The sequence below is a fragment of the Virgifigura deserti genome (assembly GCA_003576685.1).
GTDB classification, from domain to species: Bacteria; Pseudomonadota; Alphaproteobacteria; order Dongiales; family Dongiaceae; genus Virgifigura; species Virgifigura deserti.
The window spans coordinates 273,785-290,609 of the sequence record QOZR01000003.1 but is presented as its reverse complement, the minus strand read 5'-3'; the positions used below and the strand labels follow the sequence as shown (position 1 = coordinate 290,609).

At 65.1% G+C, this 16,825-nt stretch carries 16 protein-coding genes; 9 read left to right on the top strand and 7 right to left on the bottom strand.

Translation table 11 applies throughout. The features are described from left to right. The first annotated feature begins 146 nt into the window (after positions 1 to 146). Positions 147 to 1,166, top strand: coding sequence for an agmatine deiminase family protein (locus DT069_RS06970; RefSeq protein ID WP_119459557.1), 1,020 nt, complete (start codon positions 147 to 149; stop codon positions 1,164 to 1,166). Positions 1,167 to 1,200: 34 nt separating this feature from the next. On the opposite strand, the gene DT069_RS06965 is transcribed toward DT069_RS06970, so the two are convergent. From DT069_RS06965 to DT069_RS06955, 3 genes are all read right to left on the bottom strand, one after another. Continuing rightward, entirely contained in the window at positions 1,201 to 1,872 is a 672-nt protein-coding gene (locus DT069_RS06965; RefSeq protein WP_425450071.1) for a LysE family translocator, read from the bottom strand. Between the two features lie 111 nt (positions 1,873 to 1,983). Further along, positions 1,984 to 2,625, bottom strand: a complete 642-nt coding sequence (locus DT069_RS06960; protein ID WP_162913026.1) for a PEP-CTERM sorting domain-containing protein — start codon at positions 2,623 to 2,625, stop codon at positions 1,984 to 1,986. A 459-nt stretch (positions 2,626 to 3,084) separates the two neighbouring features. After that, positions 3,085 to 4,050 (bottom strand): 2-hydroxyacid dehydrogenase, encoded by a 966-nt coding sequence (locus DT069_RS06955; protein WP_119459555.1) that lies wholly within the window; start codon positions 4,048 to 4,050, stop codon positions 3,085 to 3,087. 126 nt (positions 4,051 to 4,176) lie between these two features. Here DT069_RS06955 and DT069_RS06950 point away from each other — a divergent pair, with 126 nt between their 5' ends. Then, positions 4,177 to 4,980 carry a cell envelope integrity EipB family protein gene (locus DT069_RS06950; RefSeq protein WP_119459554.1) on the top strand — a complete coding sequence of 268 codons (804 nt, stop codon included), beginning with the start codon at positions 4,177 to 4,179 and terminating at the stop codon, positions 4,978 to 4,980. 71 nt (positions 4,981 to 5,051) lie between these two features. On the opposite strand, the gene DT069_RS06945 is transcribed toward DT069_RS06950, so the two are convergent. Continuing rightward, entirely contained in the window at positions 5,052 to 6,299 is a 1,248-nt protein-coding gene (locus DT069_RS06945; protein ID WP_119459553.1) for a DNA polymerase IV, read from the bottom strand. After that, the gene (locus DT069_RS06940) at positions 6,296 to 7,243 is read right to left on the bottom strand and encodes an ROK family protein (RefSeq protein WP_119459552.1); all 948 of its coding nucleotides are present in this window, start codon (positions 7,241 to 7,243) and stop codon (positions 6,296 to 6,298) included. The genes DT069_RS06945 and DT069_RS06940 overlap by 4 nt, the downstream gene beginning before the upstream one ends. Before the next feature lie 182 nt (positions 7,244 to 7,425). On the opposite strand from DT069_RS06940, the gene DT069_RS06935 reads away from it, so the two are divergent. From DT069_RS06935 to DT069_RS06905, 7 genes are all read left to right on the top strand, one after another. Next, entirely contained in the window at positions 7,426 to 7,845 is a 420-nt protein-coding gene (locus tag DT069_RS06935; protein ID WP_119459551.1) for a response regulator, read from the top strand. Between the two features lie 7 nt (positions 7,846 to 7,852). After that, complete coding sequence (locus DT069_RS06930; protein WP_119459550.1) at positions 7,853 to 9,274, top strand: PleD family two-component system response regulator; 1,422 nt, start codon at positions 7,853 to 7,855, stop codon at positions 9,272 to 9,274. 188 nt (positions 9,275 to 9,462) lie between these two features. After that, positions 9,463 to 10,191: a CerR family C-terminal domain-containing protein gene (locus DT069_RS06925; protein ID WP_119459549.1), complete on the top strand. Its 729-nt coding sequence runs from the start codon at positions 9,463 to 9,465 to the stop codon at positions 10,189 to 10,191. Further along, a complete protein-coding gene (gene hlyD, locus DT069_RS06920) occupies positions 10,188 to 11,216 on the top strand; it encodes a secretion protein HlyD (protein ID WP_119459548.1) in 1,029 nt (342 codons plus the stop codon). The genes DT069_RS06925 and hlyD overlap by 4 nt, the downstream gene beginning before the upstream one ends. A gap of 4 nt (positions 11,217 to 11,220) precedes the next feature. Continuing rightward, positions 11,221 to 12,981, top strand: coding sequence for an ATP-binding cassette domain-containing protein (locus DT069_RS06915; protein WP_119459547.1), 1,761 nt, complete (start codon positions 11,221 to 11,223; stop codon positions 12,979 to 12,981). Beyond that, positions 12,981 to 14,156, top strand: coding sequence for an ABC transporter permease (locus DT069_RS06910; RefSeq protein WP_119459546.1), 1,176 nt, complete (start codon positions 12,981 to 12,983; stop codon positions 14,154 to 14,156). Before DT069_RS06915 ends, DT069_RS06910 begins: the two co-directional genes overlap by 1 nt. Position 14,157: 1 nt before the next feature. After that, the gene (locus DT069_RS06905; RefSeq protein ID WP_119459545.1) at positions 14,158 to 15,267 is read left to right on the top strand and encodes an ABC transporter permease; all 1,110 of its coding nucleotides are present in this window, start codon (positions 14,158 to 14,160) and stop codon (positions 15,265 to 15,267) included. 28 nt (positions 15,268 to 15,295) lie between these two features. On the opposite strand, the gene DT069_RS06900 is transcribed toward DT069_RS06905, so the two are convergent. Next, positions 15,296 to 15,850, bottom strand: coding sequence for a GNAT family N-acetyltransferase (locus tag DT069_RS06900; RefSeq protein WP_162913025.1), 555 nt, complete (start codon positions 15,848 to 15,850; stop codon positions 15,296 to 15,298). Continuing rightward, a complete protein-coding gene (locus DT069_RS06895) occupies positions 15,847 to 16,818 on the bottom strand; it encodes a GNAT family N-acetyltransferase (protein WP_425450070.1) in 972 nt (323 codons plus the stop codon). Before DT069_RS06895 ends, DT069_RS06900 begins: the two co-directional genes overlap by 4 nt. Positions 16,819 to 16,825 lie beyond the last annotated feature (7 nt).

Genomic DNA, 16,825 nt, shown 5'->3' with positions numbered 1-16,825 from the left:
AACTATGGGGGAGGCTGCCCGCGGTTCGCGGTCGGCTGGCAGATCGGCTGGGCGATTGCCAAACCGCGATAAGCTTCTTACAGTCTCAGCGACCTTAACCAAGAAGGGTGGTGCTCGTGGCGCGTCCTGCCGACGATGGTTTTTTCATGCCCGCCGAGTGGGCTCCGCATAGTCGTTGCTGGATGGAGTGGCCGTGCCGTGCGGAAACCTGGGGCGACCACATCGATGCCGCGCGTGAGGCCTATGCCGAGGTCGCCCGGACGATCGCCCGGTTCGAGCCGGTGACGATGATCGTGAAGCCGAAGAACGTGGCCGAGGTCTCAATTCTGGTCGGCGCGGGCACCGGAATCAGCATGTTCTCGCTGCCGCATGACGATTCCTGGATGCGCGACAACGGGCCGACCTTTGTCGTCGATGGCAGGGGGCAGGTCGCCGGGGTCGATTGGCGGTGGAATGCCTGGGGCAACAAGTACCCCGATCACGACCGCGACGGCGCCGTCGCCGAGGCGGTTCTCATGCATCTCGAGATGCGGCGCTACGAGGCGCCGATCGTGAACGAGGGCGGCGCGATTCATACCGATGGTGAAGGCACGCTGCTGACCACCGAGAGCGTGCTGCTCAACCCCAACCGCAATCCCGGCATAAGCCGGGCCGAGATGGAGGAGGTCCTGGCCGCCTATCTCGGTATTCGCAAGGTTATCTGGCTCGGCGAGGGCTTGGAGGGCGACCGCGATGCCGACAAGGGCACCGACGGCCATATCGACAACCTCGCCTGCTTCGCCCGGCCCGGCGTGGTGCTGGCCTTGACGACCAGCGATACGGCGGACCCCAACTACGAGATCCTGCAGGACAATCTCGCCCGGCTGCGGGCCGCGACCGACGCGCAGGACCGTGCGCTCGAGATCATCGAGATCGAGCAGCCGAAGCGCCAAGTGACGGCGGAGGGCGAGCGTCTGGCACTGTCCTACATCAATTTCTATATCGCCAATGGCGGCATCGTCATGCCGGCCTTCGAGGATCCGCAGGATGCCCGCGCCCTGCAGACGCTGACCAAGGTCTTCTCCGACCGCGAGGTCGTGCAGGTGCCCGCCACCGACATCGTCTATGGCGGCGGCGGCATCCACTGCATCACCCAGCAGCAGCCCGCCGGCACCTCGGCGATGTGAAGGAGGGGCTTCCCGCGGATCGGGAGCCCGGATTTCACCGCTCGGCGAGGGCGAGCCGCAGGCCGAGAAGGGCGAATGCGCCGGCAAAGCCGCGCCGCAACCATTGCATGACGGCAGGGTTCGAGACGACATGCTGGCGCAGGGCCGCCGCGGCGAGGCCGTAGCCGGCGAAGACGACCAAGGTCATCGCCATGAATACGCCGCTCAGCGCCACCATATATGCGACCGCGCCGGTTGCGTCGGCGTCCACGAATTGCGGCAGGAAGGCCAGGAAGAAGAGCGATAGCTTCGGATTGAGGATGTTGACGAGGATTCCGCGAACCACGATTTGCCGAAAGGCGACGGTGTCGGTGGTCGGCGTCACAGCCAGCGTGCCGGTCTCCCGCAGGGTCTTCCAGGCGAGATAGAGCAGATAGGCGACACCCGCATATTTCAGGACCTGGAACAGGACGGCGCTGGTGTGCAAGATCGCCGCCAGTCCCAATAGGCTTGCGGCGATGTGCGGCATGATCCCGAAGGTGCAGCCGAGCGCCGCGGCGATGCCGGCATTGCGCCCTCGGCTCAAGGCGCAGGACAAGGTGTAGATCACGCCCGTGCCCGGAATCAGCACGACGACCAGCGACACGAACAGAAACTCGACCGGCATGGGGCCGCTCTCCTCCGATACGGCCCGAATGAACCCCGGGCCGAACATCAGGGTAGCCATATGGATTCTCCGCGACAATCCAATGGTTCGACACCCGCCAATGGTTGGATGGCGGCGCGGACTTCCTGAACCGGCACGGAATCGAGGCCTGACGCGATCAACCGCACGCGATCAGCCGCGTGCGGCACGACTCCGCCGCAACCGCATGGACACCAGCGTGACCAACCCGAGGCCGAAGACGGCGAGCGTCGGCGGCTCCGGCACCGAAATCACGTCGATCCCACGTTGAGGATCAAGATCGTATACATGCGCGAAGTTCGTGCCCCATTCAGTGTGTCGGGTGCCGACAAAGCGCACACGCGTAACACTGGCATCAGCAGCAGTCAGGAGGTCGAAGTAGGGCGCAGCCATAGACATGTTGACGCTCGGCGAGAACAGCGTGATCACGAAATAGGTCAGATTCATGTTTCCGAGCCCGGGCCCCTCTCCGAACGGCACGAAATTGAACTCGAAGCCTCTTCCAATTATGCCGGTGGACGAGCTGCCCCCAAAACCGATGATATCGGTCAAATGGCCGTTGATCGCTGCGGAGCCGGATAGGTCCGTCACGACATCGTCGACGCTTATGTCGAACGAGAGGTCGATGCTGTAACTGTCGGACCGGCCAAGATATGGCTCGACGGAGCTAGCGACCGTGTCATCGGTGATTCCGCTGACCTGCAGATTGACCGGGACCGCCTCTGCCTTTCCGAGCGCGAGTCCGAGCACCAGTGCAATCGAGGCAACCCCAAGGCAAGCAGATCCGAATTTCATTCGAGACATCCATTGTCGTTTCTCCGCTCCGCTCGCACAATGCTTCCGGAAAGCGCAGTATTTATGTAAAATTAACCATAAAAGTTAACGATCTATTACCGAGCACTGAAGGGCAAGGTTAACCAAGACCGATCGGCGGTGCTCGTGGATCCCGACGGTTTGGCGATTCTGGCCGACGCCCACCGAAGGTTCGAAGCGTCTTCGGTAAGTCCCGGGCATGTCCTCGGCGGAACCTCGCGGACGCGGCGGTCCAATACAAGCTCGCCCGATCGAGAGGAGCGGCCAAATTGCAGCGTATCGCCGGTCGGATTACAGCGGGTCGGTCCGCCAGCTCGCGGGATTGGTGCCCATGCGCTTGCCCATGTCGGCGAGGGCATTCATGACCTTCTTGCTCAAACTTTGAGGAGTTAACAGGACAAGCTGTGGCCGTAGGGGCGGGCTTAAACCCGCCCCTGCCGTTCAGGCGACGCGGTCGGGCGGCTCGCGGCCGGCGAAGATCGCGTCGAGATTGTCGAGGCACTTGAACCCCATCGCGTTGCGCGTCTCGGTCGTCGCACTGCCGAGATGGGGCAACAGGAAAGCGTTCTCCAGGCCGTAATAGCCCGGATGGATATTCGGTTCGTTCTCGTAGACGTCGAGGCCCGCGGCGGCCAGCTTGCCCGACTTCAGCGCCGCGATCAGCGCCTCGTCATCGACGATCGTTCCGCGGGCCGCATTGACGACGACGGCGCCGTCAGGCATCCGCGCGATCCTATCCTCGTTCAGGAAATGAATCGTCTCGGGCGTTGACGGGCAGTGCAGCGACAGGAAGTCGCAATGCGGCAGCATGTCCTCCGGACTCGCGTGGTAGGTCGCTCCGGCCTCGATCTCGGGCGGCAGCCGACGGACATCCGAATAATGGATCACCATGTCGAACCCGCGGGCGCGTCGCGCGACCGCTTGGCCGATGCGCCCCATCCCGAAGATGCCGAGCCGTTTGCCGGTCACGTGGGTGCCGAGCATATGGGTCGGTGACCAGGACGCCCATTTCTTCTGGCGGAGCTCGATTTCGCCCTCATGGGCGCGCCGCGCGGCTGCCAGCAGCAGAAGCATGGCGCAGTCGGCGGTGGCGTCGGTCAGGACCTCTGGCGTGTTCGTGACCGTCAGTCCCTTCCGCTTCGCGGCGGCCACATCGACATGCTCGAAGCCGACGGAGAAGGTGACGATGGCGCGGACGGAGTCGGGTAGGCGGCCGATGACCTCTTCGGTCATCTTGTCAGTGGGGGTGACGAGGACGGCGGCCGCCCCGGCGGCCCCCGCGACGATCTCGTCGCCGCTATATTGGCGGTTCTCCGGATTGAGACGGGCATCGTAATCCCGGACCAACCGCTCGGTGACGGCATCGGGCAATCTGCGCGTTACGAATACGGTTGGTTTCGCAGGCATTTCAATCTCCCGTCTTCTTCTGGTTCTGCAACTGTCGCGACACTATCACGGTGTCGAGACTCGTGACATAATTCCCCCGGTCCGGACGTTTATGAACTTTCCCGAAAATCTGCAAGCGGTGTTTCCATGAGATTTTGGGCGGGCGTCGGCCTCGCAGGGCTGATCATCTGCGGTTCGATCTCCATTTCGGCCGAGGCGGCCAACATTGCTCCGCACCGCGCCGTCTATGAGCTGTCGCTGCAGCGAGGCAGCACCAGCAGCGATGTGGTCGATGTCAGCGGCATCATGCAGTTCGAATGGGCGGACGCCTGCGACGGGTGGGCGGTGACGCAGAGGTCGGTCATGACCTTCCTCTACCAATCCGGCGAGGAGGTCGAGCTGGGCTGGAGCCTGGTTTCCTGGGAGGCGAAGGACGGGTCGCGCTATCGGTTCTTCATGCGCAAGGTCGAGAACGGCGTCGCGGCCGACGAGCTGCGCGGCGAGGCCCGGCTCGAGGGCGCCGGCAAGGGCGGTGCCGCGACCTACAGCCGGCCGGACGAGCGGACGGTGAGCTTGCCGCCCGGAACGATGTTCCCGACGGCCCATAGCATCGAGCTTCTGAATCGGGCCGAAGGTGGCGATCGCATGCTGTGGGCGTCCGTCTTCGACGGTTCGGATGAAGAGGGGCTGTTCGGCGTCAACGCCGTCATTATGCGCCGTTTCGAGCCGAAGAAGGCCGAGGCGTCTCGCTTGCCTCTGCTGACGGACACGCCGTCCTGGAGCATCAGGATGGCGTTCTTCGGCAACGGGCTGGATGCGACACCAGAGCATGAGCAGAGCCTGCGCCTGCATACCAACGGCGTCGTCGAAGACCTCCTGCTCGATTACGGCGACTTCAGCGTCGAGGGCGAACTGACCGAGTTGGAATCCCTGCCGGACGCGCGCTGCTAGAGTCTGACCCGATCACATCGAACCCATGTAATCGGTGAATCAGCCTCTAATTATTTGAACTAGAGGGCGATTCACCGATCAGGTTGATCCGACCTGATCGGATCGCACTCAGCAGTCTCGTCGCTCCCGGCCCGACCCAGGAGGGCGTGGGGCGGGTCGAACAGATCGGGCGGGTCGGCGGCGCTGCCGTCGACGAGGTCGGAGGCGCCGACACCGATCAGCCGGAAGCGGCGCCCGTCCGCCTCTCGCTCCAGCAGCGCGCATGCCGACTGGAACAGGATCTCGGCCCGCTGGGTCGGTGCACCGAGCCGGCGACTCCGGGCGATCACCTGGAACCGCGCCGTTTTCAGCTTCAGCGAAACAATATGGCCGGCGAGATTGGCTCGCTTCAGCCGCTCGGCGACGCGATCGCAGAGCGGCCGCAAGGCGGCCGTGAGCGCCTCGGCGGCGGCGGTGTCCTCATCGAAGGTCGTCTCCGCCGACACGCTCTTGGTCGGCGCGTGCGGTTCGACCCGCCGGTCGTCCTCGCCGTGGGCGAACCGTGCGAGCCGCCGCCCGATGCTCCCATAACGGGCGACGAGATCGCGCTCCTTGCGGTCCTGAAGATCGCCGACCGTCCTGATGCCGTCGCCGGCGAGCCGCTGCTGGAGGGCGGGGCCCACGCCCCAGATCAGCCCGACCGGGCGCGGCCGGAGAAAGGCCAGGGCCTCGCCGCGGCCGATCACCGCGAAGCCGCGCGGCTTGTCGAGATCCGAGGCGATCTTGGCGAGAAACTTGTTGTAGCTGAGACCGACCGAAACGGTGACCCCGAAGGCCCGCTCGATATGCAGTGCCAGCCGCGCGAGGGTCTGTGCCGGGCTGCTATGGTGCCGGCGCTCCGTATCCGTCAGATCGAGAAAGGCCTCGTCGATCGAGAGCGGCTCGACCAGCGGCGTGACCTCGCGCATGCAGGCGCGGATCTGATGGCCGACCGTGCGATATTTCTCCATGTTCGGCCGCAGGACGACGGCGTCCGGACATGCCTTGAGCGCCTTGAACATCGGCATGGCGGAGCGCACGCCATAGAGGCGGGCCATGTAGCAGGCGGTCAGAACGACGCCCCGCCGACCCCAGCCGACGATGACGGGACGATCCCGCAGGGCGGGATCGTCGCGCTTCTCGACATTGGCATAGAACGCGTCGCAGTCGATATGGGCGATCGCCAGGCTGTCGAGCTCCGGATGGATGATCGTTCGGGGCGAGCCGCAATGTTTGCAGCGACCGGCTGGCGCCTTGACGGTTGGCGTGGCGGTGCCGCAGTCGCGGCAGAGCGTGCTCATGGCGCTCCCTCGGCAGGCCACAGCCAGGCCGCGCCGCGGACGCCGCTGGAATCGCCGTGGACAGGCGGCAGGAGGCGCGTCTCCACCCGGTCCGAAAAGACATGGCGACCCCAGAGCCGGGGCACGCTTTCGTAAAGCCGGGCGATATTGGACAGGCCGCCGCCGAGCACGATCACATCCGGGTCCAGCAGATTGATCACGGCGGCGAGGCCGCGCGCCAGCCGGTCCTCGTAACGGGCCAGTGCGGCGACGGCCAGCGAGTCGCCGGCATTGGCCAACGCAACGATCTCCGGCGCCGTCATGGCCTGACCCGAGCCGAGGCGGAAGTCCTCGGCCAGCGCCGGGCCGGACAGGAACGTCTCGATGCAGCCTTCGCGCCCGCAATAGCAGGCGCGGCCGGGCCGCTCCTCGTCGCGCGGCCAGGGCAGCGGGTTATGGCCCCACTCGCCGGCGATCGCGTTGCGGCCGACGAGCGGCCGGCCATCGATCGCCACGCCGCCGCCGACGCCGGTGCCGATTATGACGCCGAAGACCGTGGCGGCTCTGGCTCCGGCGCCGTCTATGGCTTCGGAGAGGGCGAAGCAGTTGGCATCGTTGGCGATGCGCACCGGACGCCCGAGCGCCGCGGCGATATCGCGGTCGAAGGGGCGTCCGATCAGCCAAGTGGAGTTCGCGTTCTTAACCAATCCTGACGCAGGGGAGACGGTGCCCGGAATGCCGATTCCGACGGTCGCCCGGTGCGCCGCCGGAGGTGGCATCCCAGGCGCCAAGGCCGATTCGACGTCGTGGACCAGCTCGGAGATCGCGCGGACGGTCGCGTCATAGTCTCCGACCGGAGTCGCGCGGCGCTGCCGAATCAAAGGCTTGCCGGCCGGATCGAGGGCAATGGCCTCGATCTTCGTGCCGCCGAGGTCGATTCCGATGCGCGGTGGCGCAATCCGCATCCGCCGGGCGCTTTCCTCTTGCCGGAGTCGGCCACATGAAAAATGCGGCGGTCCGGTGCGTTGCTTACGATTATTTAACGATACCGGGATACAACGTTAACGAACATGTGGAAGAGCGCGCTGCTTCTTCCGTTCTGAACCGCTTATTTGTCATTCTCGACGCATTTGCTCTGCGAGGACCCATGAATCAGCTGAAAGGCGTCTCTGCGGCTGCGAATCCCATCAGCGGGAACACCGCAGTGAAGACCATTCTGATCGTGGAAGACAATGAGCTGAATATGAAGCTGTTTCACGATCTGCTCGAGGCGCACGGCTATAACATCCTGCAAACGAAGGATGGGATGGAAGCGCTGAAGATGGCGCGCCAGCACCATCCCGACCTGATCCTCATGGACATCCAACTGCCCGAGGTGTCCGGGCTCGAGGTCACCAAGTGGATCAAGGAAGACGATAATTTGCGTTCAATCCCGATTATTGCCGTAACGGCCTTCGCGATGAAGGGCGACGAGGAAAAAATCCGTGAGGGCGGGTGCGAAGCCTATATCGCCAAGCCGATTTCCGTGGCAAACTTTCTTCAAACGGTTCAGCGCTTCCTAAACTAGGGTCGGGATGTCCGCACGCGTTCTTGTCGTTGACGATATCCCGGCGAACGTCAGGCTCCTCGAAGCCAAGCTCACGGCGGAATATTTCGATGTCGTGACCGCGGCAAGCGGCAAGGCCGCGCTCGACATCATTTCCGCGAGTCCTCCCGACATCATCCTCTTGGATGTGATGATGCCGCAGATGGACGGTTTCGAGGTCTGTGCGCGAATCAAGGGCGACCCCAGGACCGCTCATCTGCCGGTCGTCATGGTTACCGCGCTCAGCGACTCGAGCGACCGCGTCCGGGGCTTGGAGGCGGGTGCCGATGATTTCCTGACCAAGCCGGTCAACGATCTGGCGCTCTTCGCGCGGGTGCGCTCGCTGGTGCGCCTGAAGATGATCATGGACGAATGGCGGCTGCGCGAGGAGACCTGCGGCCAGTTCGAGCTGTTGTCGACGACGGCCGCGCTCGATGCAGACGACGGTCGCAACGCCCGTATCCTGATCGTCGAGCAGAACGCGACGGTGGCGGACAAGATCGTCGAGACGCTGGCCACGGCCGGCCACCGGACGACGGTCATCGAGTCGGGGGGCGAAGCGCTCGACCGCAGCCGGCAGGAGCAGTTCGACCTGATCGGCGTCAGCTTGACCAGCGACAGCGATGACAGGCTGCGGCTGTGCTCGCAGCTGCGTTCGCAGGACGAGACCCGGCAGGTGCCGATTCTGCTGATCGTCGACGACTGGGATACGAACCGCCTGATCAAGGGGCTCGATATCGGTGCGAACGACTATCTGGTTAAACCGATCGATCGCAACGAGCTGATCGCCCGGGTCCGGACGCAGGTCCGCCGCCGGCGCTATCAGGACCGCCTGCGGGCGAACTATGAACGGAGCCTGTCGCTCGCGCTGACCGACAGCCTGACCGGCCTCTACAACCGGCGCTACATGACCCGGCATCTCGAAGGCCTGGTGCAACGCATGCGCGAGAGCGGCAAGCCGCTGTCGATCATGCTGTTCGATATCGACGGGTTCAAATCGATCAACGACACCTATGGCCATGCCGTCGGTGACGAGATCCTGCGCCATATCGCCCAGCGCGTCGCCGGAAACATGCGCAACTTCGACATGGTCGCGCGCTTCGGCGGCGAGGAGTTCGTCGTGCTGATGCCGGATACGCCCGGCGATGTCGCGTTCTCCGTCGCCGAACGGCTGCGCGAGCGTATCGGGGGCGAACCCTTCGCGGTCGCCGGCTGCCCGCACCCGCTCGATGTGACGGTCAGCATCGGCATCGCCGCGGCGTCCCGACTCGACGCGCCGGATGACCTGCTGAAGCGTGCCGATGCGGCGATGTACCAGGCGAAGACCGGCGGCCGAAACCGCACCGTCGCGGGCGATGCGCCAACCCGGGACCGCCCTCCGATGGCTGAGGCGACGCAGCCGGCTCGGTAGCTGCCTCCAGCAGCCGAGTGAAACCCGCTTCGGCTGCACTCCGTTACCATCTCAGTTTGAAACTCGCGAACCCGCCTCGGCGGTAACGCCGGCCTGCGCCAGCATCATGGTCGGCGGCGTCAGAAGTCAGTCGATTGACTTAATCGTTCGATCGGATACACTCTCTGGTGAGATGATCAGGAGGTGACATGATCTCGAGCCGGAGAGCGCGGGTAAGCGGCGGTGACCGCGGGGATGAAACACGGCAGCGGCTTATCAAGGCGGCGATCGACGTGTTCGGCCGCTTCGGCTATGAGGGCGCCAGCACGCGGGCGCTCGCCGAGGCCGCTGGCGCCAACCTCGCGGCCATTCCCTATCACTTCGGCGGCAAGGAGGGGCTCTATCTCGCCACTGCATCCTATATCGCCGAGCGCATCGCCGAGCGCGTGGGACCGGTTGCCGAACGTGTCGCCGGAGAGTTGACGGGTGAGGAGAGCGGCCCCGCCGACCGGGATGCCTGCCTCCGCCTTCTCCAAGAGCTGCTGGACCGCTTCGCCGAGCTCGTCGTCCTCGAGGAGGAGGCAGGTCAGTGGGCCCGCCTCGTCGTGCGCGAGCAGATGCACCCGACACGCGCCTTCGAGATTCTCTATGACGGCATCATGAAGAAGGTGCTGCGGCTGCTCGCAACCCTGATCGGCCGACTCACCGGAGTCGCCCCGGATAACGAGGTCACGAGACTCAGGGCCCTGACACTGCTCGGCCAGGTCTTGATGTTCCGGACGGCGCACGCGGCGGCGCTCCGGCAGATGGGGTGGGACAAGATCGGCCCGCGCGAGCTTGCGGCGATCCAGGCGGTGGTGCGCGAGAATGTGGTGGCGATCGCCGGCGCCAGCGCCGGCGACGGCGATAAGGCGGGCGCCGCCGAGGTGCGGAGATGAACAAGCGCCCCCTCGTTGCTGCCGTGATCCTGCTCGTCGTCGCCGGCGCGGCCGCATGGCAGCTCAGAGTCGCCGAGAGGCTCGGCTTCGGCGATGACGGTGACGCGCCGCTCACGCTCTACGGCAATGTCGACATCCGCCAGGTCGAGCTCGGCTTCCGGGTGCCCGGGCGCATCGAACGGATGCTGTATGAGGAGGGCGATGCTATCGAGGCCGGCGCGCTACTGGCCGTGCTTGATGGCCGACCCTTCCGAGACGACGTGCGCCAGGCCAAGTCCGAGGTCGCCGCGCAGGCGGCGACCCTCGCGAAGCTCGAGGCCGGCTCCCGTCCGGAGGAGATCGCGCAAGCGCGGGCGACCGTGGCCGAGCGGGAAGCGACCCTTGTCAATGCGCGACGCCTTCTGGAGCGGCGCGAGCAGCTCGTGAACAGCGGCGCCGTATCCACGGCCGCCTATGACGACGCCCGCGCGGCCACAGAGGAGGCGGAGGCCCGCCTCCGGGTTGCTCAGGAGGCGCTGGATTTGGCACTGAGCGGGTTCCGGGAGGAAGATATTGCCGTGGCACGAGCCAATCTCGATTCTGCCCGCGCCCGCCTGGCCGCCACCGAGACGGCGCTGGCCGACACGGAGCTTTTCGCCCCCGCGGACGGTATCATTCTCGCCCGCGTGCGCGAACCGGGCGCGATCGTGAGCGCCGGCGCGACCGTTTATACCCTGTCGCTCACCGAGCCGGTCTGGGTCCAGGCCTATGTGGCCGAGCCGCATCTCGGCCGCATCCATCCCGGCATGCCCGCCGAAATCATAACCGACACGCGGCCCGAGCGGCCCTATCGCGGCCAGATCGGCTTCATCTCGCCGGTCGCCGAGTTCACCCCGAAATCGGTGCAGACCGAGTCGCTGCGGACCGACCTCGTCTACCGGCTGCGCGTCGTCGTCGAGAACCCCGACAAGGGGCTGCGTCAGGGCATGCCGGTAACGGTGCGTCTTCCTGAGGCCCGCACCCGAGACTCGGCGGAACGGGAGTGAGCCCGTGAGCGGCGACACCCTGATCCGCTTCAACCGCGTCACCAAGCGCTTCGGCGAGGGTCCGCCCGCGCTCGACGCGATCAGCGCCGATGTTACCGCCGGCCGGATCACCGGCCTCGTCGGTCCCGACGGTGCCGGCAAGACGACGTTCATCCGTCTGGTGACCGGGCTGATGGTCCCGGACGAAGGCGGCGTCTCAGTGCTCGGCCACGATACCGCGACCGACGCGGCTTCGATCTTTCCCGGTATCGGCTACATGCCGCAACGTTTTGGGCTTTACGAGGATCTGAGCGTTCAGGAGAACCTGAACCTATATGCGGAGCTCCGCGGCCTTCCGGCCGGCGAGCGGCCGGCCGTGTTCGACCGTCTGCTCCGCTTCACGGACCTGCAGCGCTTCACGGGCCGCCTCGCCGGGCGTCTGTCCGGCGGCATGAAGCAGAAGCTCGGCTTGGCCTGTGCCCTGATGCGCACACCGCCCTTGCTGCTCCTCGACGAGCCCAGCGTCGGCGTCGATCCGATTTCCCGGCGCGAACTCTGGGCGATGGTCAAGGAGCTGACCGGAGGGGGGATGGGGGTGGTCTGGTCCACCGCCTATCTAGACGAGGCCCAACGGTGCGATTCCGTGCTGCTCCTCAACCAAGGTCGGCTGCTGTTCGACGGCGATCCGCGGTCGCTGATGAAGCGTGCCGAGGGGCGGGTGTTCCAAGTCCGGGGGCTCGATTGGAAGCGCCGGGCCGTGCTCGCGCGCATGCTCGCGCAGCCGGATGTGATCGACGGAGTCATACAGGGCCGTCACGTCCGGGTCGTCTATAAGGAACGGGTCGACGGTGCGGAGAACCCCCCGGTGCTGCCGCCTCTGCCTGAAGAAGTCGGGACGCAGGCTCACCTCGCGCCGGTCCCGCCGCGCTTCGAGGACGCGTTCATGGATATTCTGGGAGGCGGTCCTGGCGGGCGCTCGGCGCTTGCCGAACGGATCGCGCCCGTCGAGCAGAGCGCTGGCGGCGAGCCTGTGATCGAGGCGCGCGGCCTCACCAAGCGCTTCGGTGACTTCACGGCTGCGCGCGACATCACCTTCTCGATCCCGCGGGGCGAGATCTTCGGCCTTCTGGGGCCGAACGGCGCCGGCAAGTCGACCACCTTCAAGATGCTCTGCGGCCTCCTCGCGCCCACCGAGGGCGCGGGGCGCGTTGCGGGGTTCGACCTGCGGCGCGCCGCCGCGCAGGCGCGTCAGCGCCTCGGTTATATGGCGCAGAAATTCTCGCTCTATGGCGATCTGAGCGCGCGCCAGAACCTCGATTTCTTCTCCGGCGTCTATGGCTTGGGCCGGCGGCGTCGGCGCGAACAGGTCGAGCTGATGATCCGGACCTTCGACTTCGGCCGGCTGTCCGACACCGCGGCCAAGGACCTGCCGCTCGGCTTCAAGCAGCGCCTGGCGCTCGCCTGTGCGATCATGCACGAGCCCGAGGCGCTGTTCCTGGACGAGCCGACCTCGGGCGTCGATCCGATCACCCGGCGCGAGTTCTGGACTCACATCAACGGCCTCGTCGAGAAGGGCGTGACCGTCCTCGTCACCACCCACTTCATGGACGAGGCGGAATATTGCGATCGCATCGCGCTCATCTATCGCGGGCGAACGATCGCGACCGGCTCGCCCGACGAACTGAAGGAGCGCGTGCAACGCCCGGACCTGCCCGACCCGACGCTGGAGGATGCGTTCATCGCGCTGGTCGAGGAGTCGGATCTGTCGGAGCAGGAGGTGGCGTGATGACTGACCTCGTTGCCAAGCACGAAGCCGGCGACCTGTCGCAGGTTCGGACCTCCGCGGGCGGGCGCATCCGGGCTCTGATCGTGAAGGAGGGGCTGCAGATCGTCCGCGATCCGAGCAGCATCATGATCGCCTTCGTTCTGCCGGTGATCCTGCTGTTCCTGTTCGGCTACGGCGTCTCGCTCGATGCCAACCGGGTGAAGGTCGGCCTGGTGATGCAGGATACGAGTCCCGTCGCGCGCAGCCTCGCCTCGGCCTTCATCCACTCGCCCTTCTTCGACGCCCGCGTCGACCATGCGCTGGCGCCGTTCGAGGCCGATCTCGTCGCCAGCCGGATCCGCGGCATCGTCGTGATCCCGCCCGACTTCGCGGAGCGCTATCAGGCCGGCGACGATACCGCTCCGATCCAGGTGATCGCCGACGGCTCCCAGCCCAATACCGCCAGCTTCGTCCAGAACTATGCCCAGGGCGTCTGGAGCACCTGGCTGCGCCAGCAGGCCGTGCAGATGGGGCGCTCGGCCGAAGGCGGCGGCCTCGTGCTGGAGGCGCGCTTCTGGTTCAACCCCGAACTCACCAGCCGCAACTTCCTCGTGCCCGGCTCCGTCGCGATCATCATGACGATGATCGGCACATTGCTGACCGCCCTCGTCATCGCCCGCGAATGGGAGCGCGGCACGATGGAAGCGATGATGGCGACGCCGGTGAGCGTTGGCGAGCTTCTGGTCGGCAAGATCGTGCCCTATTTCCTGCTCGGCCTCGCCGCAATGGCGCTCTGCACAGGCGTTGCCGTCCTGCTCTTCGGCGTGCCGTTCCGCGGCTCGATGCTTGCGCTACTGGCGATCTCGGCGGCCTTCCTCTGCCCGGCGCTCGGCCAAGGCCTGCTGATCTCGGCCGTCGCGAAGAACCAGTTCGTCGCCTCGCAGATCGCGCTCTTCACGGGCTTTCTGCCCGCGATGCTGCTATCGGGCTTCATCTTCGAGATCGGCAGCATGCCGACGGTGATTCGATGGATCACGGTCATCGTCCCGGCGCGCTATTTCGTCTCGAGCCTGCAGACGGTGTTTCTCGCCGGCGACATTTGGAGCCTGCTGCTGCCCAGCATCGCCGTCATGCTCGCGATCGGTGCCGGCTTCTTCTTGCTTGCCGCCCGCAACACGCGCAAGAGGATCGACTGAGATGTGGGGGCGGCTCAAAGCCTTGATCGTCAAGGAGCTGCTCGCCCTCTGGCGCGACCCGAAGGGGCGCGCGATCCTGATCGTCCCGCCGATCATGCAACTCCTCGTCTTCAGCCACGCCGCGACGCTGGAGGTCAAGAACGTCGATATCGCGGTGCTGAACCGGGATTCCGGGCGCTGGGGGCATGAACTGGTCCAGCGCTTCGAGGGCTCGTCGACCTTCAATCGGGTTGTTCAAATTCAGGCCATCCCCGAGATCCAGCCTCTCATCGACGATCAGGAGGTGCTAGCCGTCCTCCAGATCGGTCCGGAGTTCTCGCGGCGCATCGAGGCGGGGCTTCCGGCCGACATCCAGGTCATCCTCGACGGCCGCCGGTCGAATGCTGCCCAGATTGTGCAAGGCTATATCGCCCAGATCGTCCAGCGACTGGATGCAGAACTCGCCGAGCAGGCCGGGCGTCCCGTCCCCTCGAGCACGGTCGTCAGCCGGAACTGGTTCAACCCGAACCTGGAATATGTCTGGTTCACTGTGCCAAGCCTCATCGGCATGATCGCCCTCCTGATCGGCATCATGGTGACCGCGCTCACCGTCGCGCGCGAGCGCGAGCTCGGCACCTTCGAGCAGCTCCTGGTCTCGCCGCTACGGCCGTTCGAGATCCTGATCGGCAAGACGGTGCCGCCGCTGCTGATCGGGCTCTTCCATGCGACGATCTATGTCGCCGCGGCGGTCTTCGCCTTCGGCGTGCCGCTGGTCGGTTCGCTGCTGCTGCTCTATCCGAGCCTGATCCTCTATCTGGCGGCCGTGATCGGCATAGGGCTGTTCATCTCGTCCCTGGCGCAGACACAGCAGCAGGCCGTCTTGGGGGCCTTCATCTTCGCGTCACCCGCCATCCTGTTGTCCGGTTTCGCCTCGCCGGTCGAGAACATGCCGGAGTGGCTGCAGGCGGTGACGATCGTCAACCCGCTGCGTCACTTCCAGGTGATCGTCATCGGAGTCTTCCTGAAGGGCATGCCGGCCAGAGAGGTGCTGGCGAACACCCTGCCACTCCTCGGAATCGCCGCCGCCACGCTGACCGTGGCCGCGTGGCTGTTCCGGAAGCGGATGGAGTAGGGGCTGGAGGGGACGGCCGGTCGGGCGGTCAGGAGCGTCTGGGCCAAGCCCGGCAGGCGAGCCGCCATGATTTCGCCGTGCCCGCGGGGGTGACCTCGGCGACCAAGGCAATCCTTTTCCAACCGGCATGCTCGAACGCTCTTATCGACGGGCGGTTGCTATGCCAGATCCGCGCGTAGAGCGTTCGGTAGCCGCGCCGCTGCATGGCGGCGGCCGAAAACGCGATCACCCGAGGGGCGAAGCCCTGCCCCCGATACCGTTCAGCCGTCGTGATCTGAGCCAGCTTTGCCTCGCCCTCGGAAATCGGCCAAGTCGAACGCTGGCTGTCGCGATCGCCAACGAAATACCAGCAGACGGCTACAAGGACGCCTTCGGCGTAGGCACCAAAGCCGTAAGCGCCGCTCCCCGCATAGCTTCGCAGAGCACCGATAGTATCGTCGGCGGCATGATCGAAGCTCTCCGGCTCGATAACGCCTATTGTGGAATCGGCTATTGCCGGCAGCGCGCCGAGCTCGAGCTTGTATACCCAGTACAGGCTGTATTTTTTGAACAGCTTCTGGGCGGCGTGCTTCAGTAGAGTCATGAACCCTGCCGCCGCAGTAGTCGCTTTACCCGTTTCTTCAACTCGAAGCGGTCCAGCATGCGGCCGCATTGCCCGGAAAACCGGTCCAACCCGCAATGCAGTAGCACTACCCCCCAATTGGTTGGGGACGACGGTAAGACGACGATGTTCGCGCAAAGGTTACTGTCGGTGGAGAAGAACCTCTTATGATCTCCTTCCCCTTGCGTGAAATCGAATGCACGGTAGCAACCTTCGGCAAAGAGGGACTCGACGACGCACCATTGCAGCACGGTGCCCGGTGAAAGGGATGCGTAAGCGGGGTCATAGCCGAGAAACTGGTAGATAAGGACATTGTCCTCAATCGGGCAATAAAGATAGCTGACCGGTTTGCCGTCCAGATAGAGAAGATAGCCGCGCACCCGATCCTGGGCTGCGAGGCGGGCCATCCGCTCGCGAAAGGCCGAGTTTCTCGGGATGCCCGCGTTGAGCAGCCGTTCCTGATAGGTCAGCGCCGACACCTTGCAGGCACCGGCGTGGAACACCTCCAACTCTTCCGGTGTGCGATATTGACGCCAATCGATCGATCCGCCTGAGCGTTCCGCGAACTTGCGGAGCTTGCGCCGAATGGTCGAACGGGATTTCGATGAAAATTTCCCCTGGTACGTATCGAAACTGCCGGTTAGGTCGATATAGTACCGGTGGAATTGATGAGGGATATAGCAGAGTCCCCCTTTGACCCGCGATATCGCTGCGAGTGGCTGGGCGACTGGATAGGATTTCAGGAAAAGACCGGAAGGGAATTTTTCGAGAAGATCGGGCAGCTCGGCGATGTCGGCATCAAGCAACGGGCTCTCTGTTCCGTTCGCCGTCCATAAGGCGAGCGGCAGTCGGATCGTTGCCAGTGAGACGTCGCCCAGGGCGAGCCGCAGCGGCACGCGAGACTGTGACCAGAGGCTGAAATTTGTGAAGGCAACGCTGTTCTGAGTCACGGCATCC